The sequence below is a fragment of the Nonlabens sp. genome (assembly GCF_965657255.1).
GTDB lineage: Bacteria > Bacteroidota > Bacteroidia > Flavobacteriales > Flavobacteriaceae > Nonlabens.
Genome location: NZ_CBFHNM010000017.1, coordinates 1 through 16,925, shown reverse-complemented (window position 1 = coordinate 16,925; position 16,925 = coordinate 1). Strand labels below are relative to the sequence as shown.

At 33.0% G+C, this 16,925-nt stretch carries 18 protein-coding genes and 2 pseudogenes; 12 read left to right on the top strand and 8 right to left on the bottom strand.

The features are described 5' to 3' along the window. Positions 1 to 143: transposase (locus ACTF54_RS13250; protein ID WP_438969563.1), on the bottom strand; the 143-nt coding region annotated here is incomplete at its 3' end. A gap of 454 nt (positions 144 to 597) precedes the next feature. Here ACTF54_RS13250 and ACTF54_RS13245 point away from each other — a divergent pair. From ACTF54_RS13245 to ACTF54_RS13225, 5 genes are all read left to right on the top strand, one after another. After that, positions 598 to 1,527: a hypothetical protein gene (locus ACTF54_RS13245; RefSeq protein ID WP_347195455.1), complete on the top strand. Its 930-nt coding sequence runs from the start codon at positions 598 to 600 to the stop codon at positions 1,525 to 1,527. Between the two features lie 141 nt (positions 1,528 to 1,668). Beyond that, complete coding sequence (locus tag ACTF54_RS13240; RefSeq protein ID WP_438969562.1) at positions 1,669 to 1,860, top strand: hypothetical protein; 192 nt, start codon at positions 1,669 to 1,671, stop codon at positions 1,858 to 1,860. 448 nt (positions 1,861 to 2,308) lie between these two features. Beyond that, the gene (locus ACTF54_RS13235) at positions 2,309 to 2,746 is read left to right on the top strand and encodes a DNA-binding protein (RefSeq protein WP_347195457.1); all 438 of its coding nucleotides are present in this window, start codon (positions 2,309 to 2,311) and stop codon (positions 2,744 to 2,746) included. 129 nt (positions 2,747 to 2,875) lie between these two features. Further along, positions 2,876 to 3,826 carry a tryptophan 2,3-dioxygenase family protein gene (locus tag ACTF54_RS13230; protein WP_347195458.1) on the top strand — a complete coding sequence of 317 codons (951 nt, stop codon included), beginning with the start codon at positions 2,876 to 2,878 and terminating at the stop codon, positions 3,824 to 3,826. Between the two features lie 250 nt (positions 3,827 to 4,076). After that, positions 4,077 to 4,688, top strand: a complete 612-nt coding sequence (locus ACTF54_RS13225; RefSeq protein WP_438969561.1) for a GNAT family N-acetyltransferase — start codon at positions 4,077 to 4,079, stop codon at positions 4,686 to 4,688. 406 nt (positions 4,689 to 5,094) lie between these two features. On the opposite strand, the gene ACTF54_RS13220 is transcribed toward ACTF54_RS13225, so the two are convergent. Continuing rightward, positions 5,095 to 6,375: a DEAD/DEAH box helicase gene (locus ACTF54_RS13220; protein WP_347197442.1), complete on the bottom strand. Its 1,281-nt coding sequence runs from the start codon at positions 6,373 to 6,375 to the stop codon at positions 5,095 to 5,097. A 301-nt stretch (positions 6,376 to 6,676) separates the two neighbouring features. On the opposite strand from ACTF54_RS13220, the gene thrS reads away from it, so the two are divergent. From thrS to rplT, 4 genes are all read left to right on the top strand, one after another. Next, positions 6,677 to 8,623: a threonine--tRNA ligase gene (thrS, locus tag ACTF54_RS13215; RefSeq protein ID WP_438969560.1), complete on the top strand. Its 1,947-nt coding sequence runs from the start codon at positions 6,677 to 6,679 to the stop codon at positions 8,621 to 8,623. Positions 8,624 to 8,678: 55 nt separating this feature from the next. Further along, the gene (gene infC, locus ACTF54_RS13210; RefSeq protein WP_347197449.1) at positions 8,679 to 9,191 is read left to right on the top strand and encodes a translation initiation factor IF-3; all 513 of its coding nucleotides are present in this window, start codon (positions 8,679 to 8,681) and stop codon (positions 9,189 to 9,191) included. Positions 9,192 to 9,391: 200 nt separating this feature from the next. Next, entirely contained in the window at positions 9,392 to 9,589 is a 198-nt protein-coding gene (gene rpmI, locus ACTF54_RS13205) for a 50S ribosomal protein L35 (RefSeq protein ID WP_041566826.1), read from the top strand. Between the two features lie 107 nt (positions 9,590 to 9,696). Then, complete coding sequence (gene rplT / locus ACTF54_RS13200; protein ID WP_347197444.1) at positions 9,697 to 10,041, top strand: 50S ribosomal protein L20; 345 nt, start codon at positions 9,697 to 9,699, stop codon at positions 10,039 to 10,041. A 270-nt stretch (positions 10,042 to 10,311) separates the two neighbouring features. Here the strand turns inward: rplT and ACTF54_RS13195 are convergent, their stop codons facing one another. The 3 genes from ACTF54_RS13195 to ACTF54_RS13185 all read right to left on the bottom strand — a co-directional run bounded on the left by ACTF54_RS13195 (position 10,312) and on the right by ACTF54_RS13185 (position 12,184). Further along, a complete protein-coding gene (locus ACTF54_RS13195; protein ID WP_438969559.1) occupies positions 10,312 to 10,494 on the bottom strand; it encodes a hypothetical protein in 183 nt (60 codons plus the stop codon). Next, positions 10,495 to 11,490, bottom strand: coding sequence for a DUF6588 family protein (locus tag ACTF54_RS13190; protein WP_438969558.1), 996 nt, complete (start codon positions 11,488 to 11,490; stop codon positions 10,495 to 10,497). It lies immediately after the preceding gene. 82 nt (positions 11,491 to 11,572) lie between these two features. Beyond that, positions 11,573 to 12,184, bottom strand: coding sequence for an acyloxyacyl hydrolase (locus ACTF54_RS13185; protein ID WP_438969557.1), 612 nt, complete (start codon positions 12,182 to 12,184; stop codon positions 11,573 to 11,575). A 224-nt stretch (positions 12,185 to 12,408) separates the two neighbouring features. Here ACTF54_RS13185 and ACTF54_RS13180 point away from each other — a divergent pair, with 224 nt between their 5' ends. Beyond that, positions 12,409 to 13,068, top strand: a complete 660-nt coding sequence (locus ACTF54_RS13180; protein ID WP_438969556.1) for a class I SAM-dependent methyltransferase — start codon at positions 12,409 to 12,411, stop codon at positions 13,066 to 13,068. Between the two features lie 54 nt (positions 13,069 to 13,122). Continuing rightward, positions 13,123 to 13,243: pseudogene (locus tag ACTF54_RS13175) on the top strand (IS110 family transposase); the annotation flags it as partial. 130 nt (positions 13,244 to 13,373) lie between these two features. Here ACTF54_RS13175 and ACTF54_RS13170 read toward each other — a convergent pair. After that, complete coding sequence (locus ACTF54_RS13170; protein WP_438969555.1) at positions 13,374 to 14,996, bottom strand: T9SS type A sorting domain-containing protein; 1,623 nt, start codon at positions 14,994 to 14,996, stop codon at positions 13,374 to 13,376. 283 nt (positions 14,997 to 15,279) lie between these two features. On the opposite strand from ACTF54_RS13170, the pseudogene ACTF54_RS13165 reads away from it, so the two are divergent. Then, positions 15,280 to 15,402: pseudogene (locus tag ACTF54_RS13165) on the top strand (IS110 family transposase); the annotation flags it as partial. 48 nt (positions 15,403 to 15,450) lie between these two features. On the opposite strand, the gene ACTF54_RS13160 reads toward ACTF54_RS13165, so the two are convergent. Together ACTF54_RS13160 and ACTF54_RS13155 are read right to left on the bottom strand one after the other, a co-directional pair. After that, a complete protein-coding gene (locus ACTF54_RS13160; protein WP_271560137.1) occupies positions 15,451 to 16,035 on the bottom strand; it encodes a hypothetical protein in 585 nt (194 codons plus the stop codon). Between the two features lie 15 nt (positions 16,036 to 16,050). Continuing rightward, positions 16,051 to 16,623, bottom strand: a complete 573-nt coding sequence (locus tag ACTF54_RS13155; protein ID WP_438969554.1) for a DUF4870 domain-containing protein — start codon at positions 16,621 to 16,623, stop codon at positions 16,051 to 16,053. Positions 16,624 to 16,925 lie beyond the last annotated feature (302 nt).

Sequence of the window (16,925 nt, the reverse complement as noted above, 5' to 3'; positions counted from 1 at the left end):
CGTCCGTTTACGCTGGTGCCACTCTTTCTTATCACAGGTGTTAATCCGGCATAACTACATAATTCTGCAGCGCTAGTAAATCGATCAAATCCATCTGTAAGAACTACTAACATCAAAGACCAAATGACTGATATCAATTCCATATAATTTAATATCTTTATTCATAACTAAATGATTTTTTGAAAGGACTACCTACGCGAGTTTCAACGACTTAAAATCGAGGTCTAAAAAGCCTCATAGAACTGTACGAAATCTGTGTAGAAAAAGAGAGGTGATTTTCAATGTTGACGAGATCTAAGCCTCTGCGTATATAATAACCTTATTCCTCTCTTTTGTTCTTTCTTATTTATATCTAAATGTAATAAGATTCAAACTTAAGACGTGTATAAAACATAGCTATTATAGGCTTTCCGAGAGGTTTTTGCTTCTTTATTAAGTCCGCCAAATCTTTATTTTTGTATATTTAGAATATAAAAGATAAATAGAAAAAATAAAAATTCGGCTCGTGTATAATCCGAAATGATAGTGTCTTTTTACACGCTACGTTTCATATACGGAGACGTTAGGGTTAATTTAAAACAAAATTCAGTACTAAAAATGAACAAAACTCTTAGAATTTTAAAAAAGGTAATTTTATATACTTTATCTATCCTTTTGTTTCTTTCAGTTGTAGGTTATGTTTACCTCTATGTACTTCCAAAAGGACCTGAAATAACGGAAATCAAAAAAATTAACAGCGGAAAAGACAATTTTGTTATCTACGCTTATAAAGATAGTAAGAGAAAATCGATTAAGGTATGGACTTATAAACCTGAAAGCTGGAATGATAAAGATAAAATAGTTTTCGTTATGCACGGTGGTGGACGAAATGCTGATGACTATCTAAACGCTTGGATTGAATTAGCTGATGAAAATAACCTTTTAATAGTTGCACCTGAATTTGAAAATAAGTTTTCGAAATACACAACGAACGACTATCAAGAGGGAAATCTATTTACTTTTTTTGGAGCTGAAAATCCAAAAAGCGAATGGGCATATACTGTCGTTGAAAACATATTTGACCAAATTAAATCGGTTAACAGCATTACAAACGAACAATACGATATTTTCGGACATTCTGCTGGCGGACAATTTGTGCATAGAATGGTAATGTTAATGCCCGAATCGAGAATTGGAACGGCTATCTCTGCAAATTCTGGCTTTTATAGTCTACCAAACGATAAACTTGAATTTCCGTATGGTATTCAAAATACAGGAATAGATTTGCAAAAATCTTACAATAAGAGATTGGTTATTCTATTGGGCGAATTAGATAATGACCCAATTTTAGGAACTTTTAGAACAACTGAATTGGCAATGGAACAAGGAGCACATAGGTTAGAACGTGGAACAACCTTTTTTAATGCGAATAAGAAATTGAAGAACAAAAATAATTGGACATTTAATTGGGAAATAGACACTATAAAAAATGTAGGTCACGACTACAAAAAAATGTCTGAAAATGCAATTGAGTGGATAAAAAACTAACCCTAACAAAGAACTGAGTTATAAGACAACCCTTTTCTTCATTAAATTTAGACACTATTTTTTGAAGCTCAAAAGTCAGTAATTTAACTTTCTATCCCGTTTGTATGTTTTACATCAATTTCTGAATTTTACAATTGCCCGGTGCCTAAGCTGTTACTAACAAATAAGAAAAACATTCTGCTCATTTATAATAGTAAGAAAATAGTAACTGGAATAGGTGTTAGTGAGCCGTTACAAAAAGAGTACACTAATTTAAAAGTACAAAACGACAGTCTAGTAACCTTTGTGAAAGGTGGTAATTTTTTATCCTCAAATGGTACCACAGCCAGTTAAATCGCAGCCTTAGAACAGTTAGAGATAATGACAGGTCAACCACATCGTGAATTTGTGGAGAGTTATTTCTATCACAGGAACCAATGTACTAAAACTATCAACCGTCGATCTTATAAAAGGTTTAATCACAGGTGTTTTCTTTCTTTTTCAATTTCTAAAAGTCTTTTTAAATCTCTTCAATAGGTATAACTTTATTTTTATTCTATTCTTTAGGTTACCTGCAGATTGTATCTTTGATTTTAAAGTCAGGGATAGCTTCATTACATTGGTTGAAGAAACTGGAGGTAATTTTTAACTTCTCAATAAACGGTAAACTGATTTTTAGACGGATGCTTTTCCCGCTTTCGCGAAAGCGGATACAGTACACAAAGTATCCATACATCAAACTAAGGAAACACTAGTATTATTTATGCTAGTTACCTTTTAAATAAATTAAAAAGGACCAATAATGGACTTAAAAGTAGGAGATAAAGTACAGTTAATAGTAGAGAAAGAAACGCCTCTAGGTTATACCGTTCTCATTGAGGAAGAACAAGAAGGTTTGCTTTACAGAAGTGAGGTTTATACAGAACTAGATGTAGAAGAAGAAGTAACTGGCTATATAAAGCATATAAGAGAAGATGGTCTCATAGATGTTTCTTTAAGGCCACAAGGTTTTCTTAATGTAATTGATAAAGACGTGGATAGAGTGATGAGTGAATTGAAGCAAAGTCCTAATGGCTATTTGTTGCTGACAGATAAAAGCCCAGCAGATCATATACGTTACCACTTAGAAATGAGTAAGAAAGCCTACAAAAGGGCGCTAGGTAAACTATATAAAGAAAAACTGATCACAATCACTGATGATAAGGTAGAGCTGATTAATAAAGAGGTAAAGGATAATTAGCATTCATTGAGATACTATTTTTTACATATTACTGATACTAGTGCTGTTCAGTTATTGATCGCGATAGTTTCAATTACTTTTAATAAAATAGAAATTTAATATACCACCAAGAAAACAGCCATTTCACAAATGAACATAAAAGAAGATCAACTATATAAAGATTTAAAAACTAAATACGATGCAATAGGTCAAGATGTCAACACACATTTAAGTGGTTTGTTACATGCAAAGCCTATTACGTACTGGGATTATATACAACCAGAGGCACTTCTTAATTTGCAAGTACAGCGTACTAATTTGCCAGATGAAATGGTGTTTATCATGTATCATCAAATCAACGAACTTTTGTTTAAAATGATACTTTGGGAAATCGAACAAATTGCAAATCATACAGATCTACAAACTGCATTTTTTGCAGAGCGATTAGATCGAATCAGTCGATATTTTGATATGCTTTCGTCCTCTTTTGAAATTATGGGAGACGGAATGGAAGTAGAGCAATACATGAAATTTAGAGATACACTAACACCAGCTAGTGGTTTCCAAAGTGCACAGTATAGAAAAATAGAATTTGCCTCTACAGAGTTGATCAACTTAATAGATATACGTTTTAGAGATACTATAGATCGTGATACGCCTTTTAGTCACGCATTTGATCATTTATACTGGCAGGCAGCAGGAAAAAATCATAAAACAGGAGAGAAGTCTACATTACTTGAATTGTTTGAAGATAAATATATGGAGGAATTCATAACCTTTATGAAAACATACAATACCAGTAATCTTTGGACTAAGTTTAAATCTTTGCCACAAGAAGATCAGAAAGATTTAAAATTACAAAATGCCATGAGGCATTATGATCACACTGTAAATGTACTTTGGGTAATGGCTCACTTCAAAGCGGCAGCAAAGTATTTGAATAGTGGTAATACAGAAGTAGGAGCAACCGGAGGAAGCGATTGGCAAAAATACATGCATCCTAGATATCAAAAGCGCATCTTCTTTCCAGATCTATGGACAGAAGAAGAACTTAAGAGTTGGGGAATTACTAATCTAGAAGGGCATGAAGTATTGTCTTAAACGTACTTAACAGTCTTCTCTAAAAAGAATGGTATTTTTAAACCTAACGCACCTTTTCACTTTCAATTAGAGCATCGATAAAATGTATGGCCCTAATAGAATGTATGATAACTAGCAAAGATTATAGATTCACATTCACGACAACCGGTTTACATTATAAAAATCAGTTGGATTTCTGGAACTCATCTTTTGTTTCATCAAAAGTGGTTATGCTTGATAAGAATAAAGAAAGATCAATAAACAATTAATAATGCTCTGGTGGATATTTTTAATTGTTAGTTTAGTTATAGGTTATCAAATTACCTTGCTACAAAGGGAGAAAATAGAAGCAAATCTTTTAAATGTCATGAAAAACAAACATCAAGAGATAAGTATAAAAAAGGCGGTTAAAAATGACTTTTCAAAAGTTATTGAATTGCTTAAAATTGCAGCTCAAGATTTAAAAGATCGCGGTATAAATCAATGGGATTATTGGTTAGATCCGCCAGAAGAGCGCTTAAAATGGGTGCAAGAAGGGTTTTTAAATGAAGAATTCTATTTTGTTACTTTTAATAAGCAGGTAATAGGAATGTATCGACTTTGTGAAGAAGACCTTTTGTACTGGGGTAAACAGAAAAAACCAGCGTACTACATTCATTCTTTTGTGGTTATCCCAGAATACAAAGGACTTCAAATAGGTAGTTATGTTATTGATCAAATAGAAAATCAAGCACGTGAAAATAATATTTCACTACTGCGACTAGATTGTAATGCGACTAATCCTGGTTTATGTCAGTATTACATCCATCAAGGTTTTGTTAAGATAGGAGAAAAGCAAATGAAACTTTCTTTGAATAATTTATATGAGAAAACTTTGCTTTAGGGTTGTATTCAAGAATAGATCAGAAAATCTTTGAGTCACATTTTTATTCTTGATCACAATAGTAATCTTCTAATAGATGCGTTTCACAATATTTCTTAGGTTGGATCATTTCTTTGATTTTGTTTTTTCCAGTTGTGAAAATTTGGATCAGGTTGAAAATGGATGTGTTTGAAGTGTTCATTAAGTATTGTTTTTAATTATACTACAAAGATGTGGCAATAGACCTATTGAATTCTCTTATATCATTCCTTTTTCATGTGATATTATTCCCTAAGATTAAGATGCGCTTTAAAATGTTTACTTTATGATAGATAGCTTAATATGTTTCCAACTAAGGTAACCACTTAACAAAAAAGCTCTTTATTATTACATAAAGAGCTTTTTGATACGATTCTAATTATAGAAACTACCTCGAGTTTCGATTTCGGTTGCGATTGCCGCCACTGCTTTTAGAAGAATTACCACCACTTTTAGGCTTATTGTTGTTTCTTCCTTGTGAACGGCCACGTCCACCGCCTTGTTTTTTAAGACTAGGTTCTGCCGCATCTTCCATCTTAAATTCAAAATCATGATCATCTACTGTAGGAATGGAAGTCTTGATCAGTTTTTCAATGTCTTTTAAGAATGGACGTTCTTCTAGCATACAAAAGGAAATGGCAAGACCACTTGCTCCGGCTCTACCGGTTCTTCCTATTCTGTGAACATAGGATTCTGGTACATTAGGTAAGTCATAGTTTACCACATAGCTCAACTCGTCAATGTCTATACCACGAGCCGCAATATCTGTTGCGATTAGGGCAGTTAATTCACCATCTTTAAATTGTTTTAAAGCTCTTTGCCTGGCAGCTTGAGATTTATTACCGTGAATAGCAGCACTTTTAATACCGGCTTTATCTAGGTCTTTTACGATCTTATTTGCTCCATGTTTAGTTCTAGAAAAAACAAGTGTCGAGTCATTAAGCTCCTTACTCAATAAATCGATTAAGAGTTTAGTCTTATTCTTTTTGTTGACATGGTAAATGCGCTGTTCTACTTTTTCTGCAGTTGTTTTTTCTGGTTCAATAGTTACTCTCGCTGGATTTCCTAAAATTTCATTAGAAAGTTTTACGATTGCACTAGGCATCGTTGCACTAAAAAACAACGATTGTCTTTTAGCAGGTAAAATCTTTAGTAATTTCTTGATGTCGTGGATGAAACCCATGTCCAGCATTTGATCTGCCTCATCCAGTACAAAATGCTCGATATCATTAAGAGATATAAAACGCTGGTTGATTAAATCCAATAATCTTCCAGGTGTTGCCACTAGTACGTCCACTCCTTGATGTAACTTGTATACTTGAGAAGTTTGTTTTACACCACCAAAGATGACCGTATTCTTAATATCAGTATATTTAGTGTAAGCAGTAAAATTTTCTCCTATTTGTATAGCAAGCTCTCTGGTAGGAGTAACTACTAATGTTTTAATGCGCCTTTTGCCTTTCGGCGGCTGGAGATTATATAAATCTTGAACGATGGGAATGGAAAATGCGGCAGTTTTACCGGTTCCAGTCTGTGCACAGCCTAGTAAATCTTTTCCTTCTAATAAAACTGGAATGGCTTGTGCTTGAATAGGTGTAGGACGTTCATATCCTTGGTCTTGCAAAGCTCGCAAGATGGGTTCAACTAACCCTAAATCTTTAAATGTCATGTATTGTATTAAGCTGCAAAGGTAAGCTATTGCAATGATTACAATTGTAAAGTAGGATTATCTTAACGATTGTTCTAAAAAAGGATATAAGATAGCTGTTTGTTACGCTTTCGCGAAAGCGGAATACCCATTGCTCCATGCTGTATAATTAGTTATTAAAATAGAAAAGGTTTTGTCCATCTTTGAGATAGAAAATTAAAATCTTCTAGTTTTTAAACATATAAATAAGTTCAAAACTGTTCAGAAATTTAATTGCGATTTTCTATAAAGACATTACCTTTACCGCTCATATTTTGTAGTTATGATTAACATCACTTTGCCAGACGGCAGTATTAAAGAAATGGAAAGCGGCACAACACCTATGGATGTCGCTATGAGTATATCACAAGGACTTGCTCGCAATGTCATAAGCGCTAGCTTTAATGGATCAAAAGTAGAGACTAAAACACCTCTAACAGAAGACGGTAGTTTAGTGCTTTTTACTTTTAGCAATCCAGAGGGAAAAGAAGCCTTCTGGCATTCTACCTCTCACATAATGGCACAAGCTATTGAAGAGTTATATCCTGGTGTAAGCCTTACGATAGGTCCAGCCATCGATAATGGTTTTTATTATGATATAGATTTCAAAGAACACTCTATATCAGAGGCAGATATTCCAAAGATAGAAGCTCGCATGCTAGAGATTGCTCGTGGTAAACATGAATTTACCATGCGCAGTGTTTCCAAAGCAGATGCTATTAAATTTTACCAGGATCAAAACAATCCTTTTAAAGTAGAATTGATAGAAAATTTAACGGATGGCGAGATTACTTTTTGTGATCACGATACTTTTACCGATTTATGTCGCGGTGGTCATATTCCTAATACAGGAATAATCAAGGCGGTGAAAATAATGAGTATTGCTGGTGCATACTGGCGTGGAGACGAGAACAATCCACAGTTAACACGTATGTACGGAACTTCTTTTCCTAAGCAGAAGGATTTAAAAGAATACTTGGAATTATTAGAAGAAGCTAAAAAGCGAGACCATAGAAAACTAGGTAAAGAATTACAGCTATTCACTTTTTCTCAACGTGTAGGTCAGGGATTGCCATTATGGCTGCCTAAAGGTGCAGCATTGCGTGAGCGTTTAGAGAATTTCTTAAAAGCAGCACAGAAAAAAGCTGGTTATGAAATGGTGGTAAGTCCACATATAGGTAGTAAAGAATTGTATGTGACCTCTGGTCATTATGAAAAATATGGAGCAGATTCTTTCCAGCCTATTAAGACGCCTAATGATGATGAAGAGTTCTTGTTAAAACCAATGAACTGTCCGCATCACTGCGAGATATATAAAAGCGCGCAATGGTCTTATAGAGATTTACCAAAGCGTTTTGCAGAATTTGGTACAGTTTATAGATATGAGCAAAGTGGCGAGTTACACGGTTTAACTCGTGTAAGAGGTTTCACTCAAGATGATGCACATATTTTCTGTATGCCAGAACAACTGGATAAGGAATTTAAAGCAGTAATAGATTTAGTGATGTATGTTTTTGGCTCTTTAGGCTTTGAAAACTTTACAGCACAAGTAAGCATACGTGATCCTAAGAAACCAGAAAAGTATATAGGAGATACCGCAAACTGGGAAATAGCAGAGAACGCTATTATCAGTGCTGCAAAAGATAAAGGTCTTAACTATGTGATTGAGGAAGGTGAAGCTGCCTTTTATGGTCCTAAATTAGACTTTATGGTAAAGGATGCTTTAGGAAGAAGCTGGCAATTAGGAACGATACAGGTAGATTACAATTTACCAGAACGTTTTGATTTATGGTATAAAGGAACTGACAACGAGTCGCATAGACCTGTCATGATTCACCGTGCGCCATTTGGATCTATGGAAAGATTTATTGCTATTTTATTAGAGCATACGGGTGGTAATTTCCCACTGTGGTTGATGCCAGAGCAGTGTACCATTCTGTCACTCAGTGAGAAATATGAAAATTATGCTAAAGAGGTAGCAAATTCCCTAGAAATTAACGAAATTCGCACAGCAGTCGATAACCGTGCTGAAACCATGGGTAAAAAAATCCGTGAGGCAGAAATGAATAAATTACCCTATATGCTTATCGTAGGTGAGCAGGAAGAAAAAGATGGTACGATTTCTGTAAGAAAACATGGTGGAGACGATCTAGGATCTATGACAGTAGCACAGTTTACTGAATTAGTAACTAAGGAAATCTCTGAAACTGTAAAAACATTTGAAGTTTAATTAAAATTATATAGTCATAGCAATACGTAGACGCAGAAGCCGTGGTCCGGCTCGAATTATCAAAGAAGACAAGCACGCAATCAATTTAAAAATACGTGCGAGACAAGTACGCCTAGTGGGCGATGGAGAACCTCGTATCATGGATACAAGAGATGCTCTTAAAGAAGCACAGGAAAAAGAACTTGACCTAGTTGAGATTTCTCCTAATGCAGATCCACCTGTGGCAAAAATCATGGACTATAAGAAATTTGTCTATGAGCAAAAGAAGCGTGAAAAAGTAATCAAACAAAATGCAAGTAAGGTTGTTATCAAAGAAATCAGATTTGGCCCGAACACAGATGATCATGATTATGAGTTCAAAAGAAAGCACGGTGAGAAGTTTCTTAAAGAAGGAGCAAAGTTAAAAGCTTACGTTTTCTTTAAAGGTCGTTCTATTATTTATAAAGATCAAGGGGAAATCTTATTATTAAGATTAGCACAAGATCTAGAAGAATTAGGTAAAGTAGAGCAAATGCCAAAAATGGAAGGTAAACGTATGAATATGTTTATCGCACCTAAGAAAAAATAATACTTTTTTATACAGATTTCACCTTTAAACGTGCGGTCATTACAAAGAAAAAATATACTTTTGCAGTCCTCCTATGAGGACTGTTTTTTTGTGTCTTATTTTGCGCTTTACAAAACCCATTTGATAGGTTTTAGAAAGTAACAAATAAAGTCTTTACGATAGTCTGAACGGAGGAATGCGAGAATTTAAAAAAGGAAATTATGCCTAAGATGAAAACAAAATCTAGTGCTAAGAAGCGTTTTAAGCTTACTGGTTCTGGAAAGATCAAAAGAAAACACGCTTTTAAAAGTCACATCCTGACTAAAAAGAGTAAGAAACGTAAGCTTGCTTTAACGCACTCTACATTAGTGCACAAAGCAGACGAGCCTAATATCAAGTTACAATTAAACCTTAAATAAGGAAAACTTGTAAGCCTTGATGGTTTATTAATTAAAAAAATAACCCAATAGTAGTGCACAATAAAAGAATCTAGAAATGGATCGCCTGCTGTTAAAAAATTAAAATTATGCCTAGATCAGTAAACGCAGTAGCTCGTAGAGCTCGCAGAAAAAAAGTCCTAAAGCAGGCAAAAGGTTACTTCGGACGTCGTAAAAACGTTTGGACAGTAGCAAAGAACGCAGTAGATAAAGCTATGGCTTATTCTTACCGCGACAGAAGAAACAAGAAAAGAACATTCCGTAGATTGTGGATCACGCGTATCAATGCTGGTGCTCGTATGCATGGAATGAGCTACTCTGTATTTATGGGAGCTGTAAAAAAGAACAATATCGAGTTAAATCGTAAAGTTCTTGCAGACCTTGCCATGAATCACCCAGAAGCTTTCACAGCTGTAGTTAATAAAGTAAAATAATTTAGGTTTAACAACCTCTCGCAAATAAAAAATCCTCATCAGTAATGATGGGGATTTTTTTGTATTCCATTTTTAAAGATATTTTAAGCCGTGTATTTTGTTCTGGCTATTCCATTACTTCCTTAAGAATAACAGATTATAGTAGTTTCAATTTCTACACCGATTTTATTTCTCTAGAGGAGTTATTTTTTTACATTAACAATGTAGAGAAATATCCATTCACATAATCAGCTGGTGCTTCTTAAGATCCATCTAATAGTATGACGGTATCTACATTTTTAAGAATAGCCTATGGTGTAAATAGCTTGTGGTGGTATTACCTAGTAGGAATGAACGTATCTTAACTTTTCTACTATATGTTAGATCAATAAATAGACTGTTGCGTGTATGGATGATGCATGGATGTTCCGCTTTCGCGAAAGCGGAATAGATAAAAATATATTTTGTGAACATCTAATTGATAGAATAAATACCACTGATGTTCAAGTTAACAAATTGCCCAGCGCTAAATTGGGAATTGATATTCCATTTAGGTGTGATTTGATAGGCTGCTCCTATATCACCTCTGAAAGAGTGTTTTGTGGCGCTAAGAGTAGTAAGCGCATCGTTAAAAATGTTTAAAAACAGGCTTTTTTCACCGGTCAGACTATAATCTACCCAACTGGTATTGTAATTTAAAGATGTAGAGAATGTCCATTTGTTTAAGTCCTTACTAACTACAAGGCCAGTATTAATGGAGTGAAAATCAATTAATGACCCATCTAAAATGGCTAATGGTGGATTACCGTTAGAAGGTGCAAGTTCTAAAGGTTCTTCAAAATCGATATTAAGATCGGTAAGGTTGTAATTACCGTATACCGCTATTTCTAATGTTCTATTTTCTTTAAATAAATATTGAGATATGTTATGCTTAAGTCCCAATCCATACACGGCATAACTGGATTTATCTATAACTAATTGAGGAACTAGCCTTAAAGTTAGTTCTGTTTCTTTCCATAATCCAATTTGTCCCTGGATGTACGGCATCGCAAACAAGTCACTTCTTATGCCTGAAAAAGCTTGAAATTCATAGGCCTCACCATCTATTTCAAAGTCAAAAAAGGTCAATCCTCTTCCTCCTAATGTGGTAGGAATGCTTGCTTGATCGCCATCTCTTATATCTACGTTACTAAAATCAGAATCTTTTACGGTAAAATTCTTTTTGCTATTTGGAAATGGTAAACCACTTATACCTATCGCAATGTTAGTTTTGAATAGATCAAGCGATTTTGCCGTATGAAACCAGCCAGCACCTGTTTGCATTACACTTGCCTCTGCAGCAGGTTCATTATAACCGTCGATAATAAATAGAATATCTGTGGCTACTTCGTTTAAGCCTAATTGAGATTGGGACTCTTGACTGCCTAATAAAATTAAAATAATGAAACTAAAGTTAAGGAATGTTTTCATAAGTTAGGTTGTGCTCAAATTTACAAATCTAAATAGGATGAAGGTAATTTAATACATCATTATTAATGCTATAGGTAATGGATCACTTATTAAACAGGTAGGATACTCCTGTCTCTATGGAAAAACTATTATGACCAGAATTAGGTTGGGCTAATTGCGCGTTTGAGGTATGTCTTAAACTAGCTCTAAAGTCCCATCTCAACTTTTGAAACTCATAAGAAGTTCCTATGCCTATCATATCAGAAAAAGTAAATCCTTTTCTAAGTCTTTCTGTACTTTCAGTGGATATTTGTGGTCCTACAGCACCTATGGCATATAAACTTAAGTTTTTATTGAACTGATAACGTATCTGAAGTCCTACATGTAAGGTGTATTCTTGGTAATCGTTTGGTTGTGTAAAGCGATCTCTTAGTTCTTCAAAGTTTTCAAACTCTTCTGGTCGGATATAAAAAAGATTAAGTAATTGATGAGTAGTTTGATAATATGTAGGTTGCGCTAATAATTCAAAACTCCAATTCCCGTTTGACTTTACTACATGAGTTAATTGGATATTAATGAATTTGTTATCATGTGAGTAATCTGGATCATTCCCTAAAAAACTTTCTTGAGAAGAGCTTCCTATATGAATACCAACGGTAGATATAAAGTGTTTTTTAGTAGACTCTTGTCCATAAATGACAGTAGTAAATAGCAATAAGACGGCTAAAAATAAAAATGATTTTTTATATAATGTGTTCTTATTTGTCAAGGGATAAAAGACTGGCATTTTCAAGAATATAATAAAAGTAGAAAGTGAAAGTAAGTAAAAATTATAACACAGTAGAAATACAAATTAATATACGTTGCCTTTGATTTTATCATCAAAAAGTTAGTAAGTTGCATTTTAAATTTAGAAAAAAAGAAGTCTAGTTTTCAAACATGGCAACAAGTAAGAACGATAAGAAACCATGGCCTACTAAAGAAGCTATGCAACAAATTTATGACCTTAAACTTTGGGGCGGAACTGGTATAGATTATTATTCTGGCGCAGGATCGCATGATCCTAAAATTATGGAACCTTATGTAAAAGAAGTTGCTTCATTTTTAAGATCTCTGGAAAAGCCGGTAGAAATTTGCGACCTAGGTTGCGGTGATTTTAATATAGGTAGCCAGTTATTACCATATGTGTCCAAATACATAGCTGTTGACATTGTTCCAGAACTTATAGAACGCAATAAAGAAAAGTATACAAAAGAAAACCTGACTTTTCAATGTTTAGATCTGGCTAAAGATACCTTACCATCAGGAAATGTGGCGATTTTAAGACAGGTTTTACAGCATTTATCTAACGCCGAAATCGCACAGATAGTTCCTAAATTAAAAGTTTATGATCATGTTATTCTCACAGAACATGTACCAAAAGGTATTTTTAAACCTAATATAGATATCATCTCTGGACAAGGAATACGCCTTAAAAAGAAAAGCGGTATTGATCTAAGTGCGGCACCATTTTATATGGACTTTACATCAAAAATAGATTTAATTTCTATAGAAACAGATGATTATAAAGGTGTTATCATTACTAGCATTTACTCCTGATTTTACTTACTATAAGATACTTTGTGTCGAAATCAATAATTCATATCGTAATGTAAAGGAAAAAGTAAAAAACTGGCACTAATAGCGGTTAGTAATAAACTGCTCAAAACAATGTTTTGCTATCGCAAAACCTGGTAGATCCTACGATGAAACCTACGTTTTAAAATTAGGGTAGGTTGTAGAGATTATATAAAAATTAAAAGCTCAAAAATCAAATTACTGACTTTTGAGCCTCAAAAAGTAGTGTCCAAATTTAATGAAGAAAAGGGTTGTTTTTTACCTCAGTTCTTTGTTATCTGCAGGTTTTATTTTCTCACTACTAATTTGTGAGTTGTTTTAGTATTCGGTGTTTCAATAGAAACAAAATATACACTACCATTAGTTAGTTTGGTAATGTCCTTTTCATAAAAATTACTCCCAATTGATAAATTAGTTAATATAACTTTGTCAATAATTTTACCGTTTAAATCGTGAATAATTAATTTTACATCTTCAACTTCATTCAAATTAAATACAACCTTCAATCTGCCATCATTTGGATTAGGATATATTTTTAAGTTTAAGTTATTTGTACTTGATTCATTTAAGTCATCAACAGATAAACTTGTAGGTTTCTTTATTAAAACCTTAAAAATTTGACTATTGGCAGAACTTTGTGTTCCATCATTAATGAAAAAGATATTAGGTTGTGTACTACTTATGCCTCCATAAATATAACCTATTAAAGTTTCTTGAGTTGTTAGATTATCTAATTTGAAAACTTCGTTATTAAAATGTGGGAATTCTAGATTAGGTATAAATTCTGCTCCAGCCCCTAAAAGTGTGGGCATCTCAATAGGTAATTTATATTCAGCCATATTTCCAGAACTAACTCTAGTCACTCTAGCAATAGTATTTACAAAAGGAACATTATCATCTTGAACTAAAATTCCTGAATTATCATAAAACTGAGCAATACCTCCAAAGAAAACAGTATGCATTTCATTATCTCGTTCGGAATATATTGGTAAAACAGGACAATGATAATGATTGTAATATTGTTGAAATGTATTATTTACAGTGTAATTATCACTATCAACAGTAACAGAATTTAAAAAAGGTAAATTTACTGTTTGTTGAAAAACACCTGAAAACATTGTTATCCCTTCATCTCCATTTGGTAAAATTTGTTGTTCTGCATTATAATCTCGGCGATGTAAATTATTACTATCAGTATGAGATGTTAGATGTGTTATTGTAATGGATGTGCCATTATCTGAAAGATTAAATTTTCTAATAGCATCTGTATATTCTTGTATAAATCCTGGTCCGTTATTTGGTCCCATAGGATTGTATCGTCCAATGAATTTTTGACCACCTAGTAAGTAATATGTATTATTTATTTTTTTTAATCTACCACCAGTAACTTGAAATTGTGTGTCTGTAATTTGTCTGAAAAAAGTAGATATTGTAGTGTTATTTATAATTCCATTTATAACATCAGATACTTTAATTGCAGTTAGTTTATCAAATGTTGTATGGTCGTTTTCAGTTGAGCTGAAACCATAACCACCAATACAATATATATAATCTCCTTCTTGATAAAATTCCATATTTGTAGAACTTAATTGTTCTTGAATTGAAGTAGGTAATGCAGTTAAAGGTACACTCCATTTTTGAAGTGAAATTGGGTCAATAACATGTAACTGATTATTGTGTCCAGCAACGTCAAAAGATGCCCAAGGTTGTCTTCTATGAAGTCCGTCAAGTCTTCCTCCAATTATAAGCCACTTTCCATTTGCTTGTCCAAACGCATAGGATTGAATACCACCTAAACCAGATATGTTAATAGGTTCAATACTAATCTCAAAAGGTGCTGTTTGAGAAAAAACAGTAGAAAAGGTTAGTATAAATAATGTTGATGAGATTAAGTTTTTAAAAAAAAGCATTTTATTGAATGTAAATTAGTTATCAAATTTAGAAGTATATTTTATTTTATAGTGTAACATTAGTTACCTATGTTCAATGCGAATTGTACATTTGATTTTAAGGTTGTTTTTCATCTTGTAGGTAAGGGTTTTGTATATGGCTCGTAGCTTGAAAATTAGCTATATCTATTCGGATTGAGCACAAGCCAGTCCCGATAGCTATTGGGATTTACTATGTATCTTTTTACTGGAAACCGTCATACTTCAACAAGCTCATCACGAACGTTTAAAAATTTGGTGGACTGGTAAAAGCAAAAAACTAGCCTTGATTGCTGTCTGTAATAAGCGCTTAAAACAAGCCTTTGCTATAGCAAAATCAGGACTCATTTACGATGATTCTTATAGAAGTACTTTAGTGATAAAATAAAGCAGATTATACTTGTTTTTTACCACAGTACTTTGTTGTAACCAGTTATTATTCTATTATCTTTTCTGTACTTGCTCCAAGCCAGTATTCAATGAATGAATCAAAACTGAAAATTAATACAATAAATAGAATAGTAATTCCAAAAGTGATTAATCTTTTTTTAATAGGAACACTAGTTTTTGATTGAAAGTTGGTAAGCTTAATGACTATCTCTTTTACTATTTCTTTATTGAAAAATAGAATTAAGAATAACATTAAAAGAACTATTATGGCATTGGCTAATGCTGGATATACATCAAGAAAAATAATATCGAATATAATTATGTTTACCATTATAGGTAATAATATCAATACTCCTGTCAATTTTGTTTTATTCCATAATAGAAACCAAGCTCCTAAAAGTTGAAAAACACCAACGAACAAAATATAAAAATATGAGTGTCCCATAAATGTCCAAGCCAATGAAAATCCACTAGCCTCTCCTAATGTTGTATTTGCAATTTCATCAGGTATTTTTCCTTTCATATAGAATTGACCACCTAACAATTTAGATATTGCATAAATATTAAGAATAATAAAAACGCATTGACGCAAGACAAGTTCCAATGTTACTTTGTAGTTTGATTTATTCATTAGTTCTTTATTTAATTAACTTAAGAATTTAAATACTGATGGATACCTTACAGATTTGCCATTATGGTATTTTAGGGTATTAGTTATTACAACTACAAAATTTAGAAAATACATTGCGCTGATAGTTATTAGCATTCCAGAAAAAGAAATGGTTGTTAGTTCAAGTTTTGAGGTAATAAAAAGACCAATAACTAATAAAAACAAAAGTAAGGTCCAAGATATTTGAAAATTTAAAATGGATTTTCCGACTTGGTCTATATCTTTTATCTTATCCTTTTTTGAAGTCCAAATAATTAATGGAATTAATATACCAAGTAATGGAAATGCTATAAACCCTAGTTGTGACAAGTTTAATAGTAATAAAGCTTTACTATCTTCAATAATTTGCCAATCTATTAATTCGTTAGGTGTAACATTTAAGGCACTAGATAATCTTTTAATAGAATCTCCAGTAGGTTGGGTTTCTCCATTTTCAATTCTTTGAACTGTCCGTAAACTTAATCCAGAATTTTCTGCCAAGAGTTCTTGTGACATTCCGTTTCGCTTTCTTAATTCTTTTACTCTTTTTGCTAAATCTTTGTTCTTCAATTGAGAGATGTTTAATTGTTGAAAGCAAAGCTAAATAAAAGCATTGGCATTGGTGTCGTCATCCATATGACATCTTTACGTCATCTGTGTTTTAATTGGTTACAACGTTGTTGTATATGGTTTGTTGCGTGTTTTAAGCAACTAATTTAGTAAATAATTACCGACAAAGAAAGTCCGCGAGGACTTTCGTAAGTAAGCAAAAAGCCAGCAATAAATTATATACGGCTTAAGTTTGAATCTTATTACATTTAGATATAAATAAGAAAGAACAAAAGAGAGGAATAAGGTTATTATATACGCAG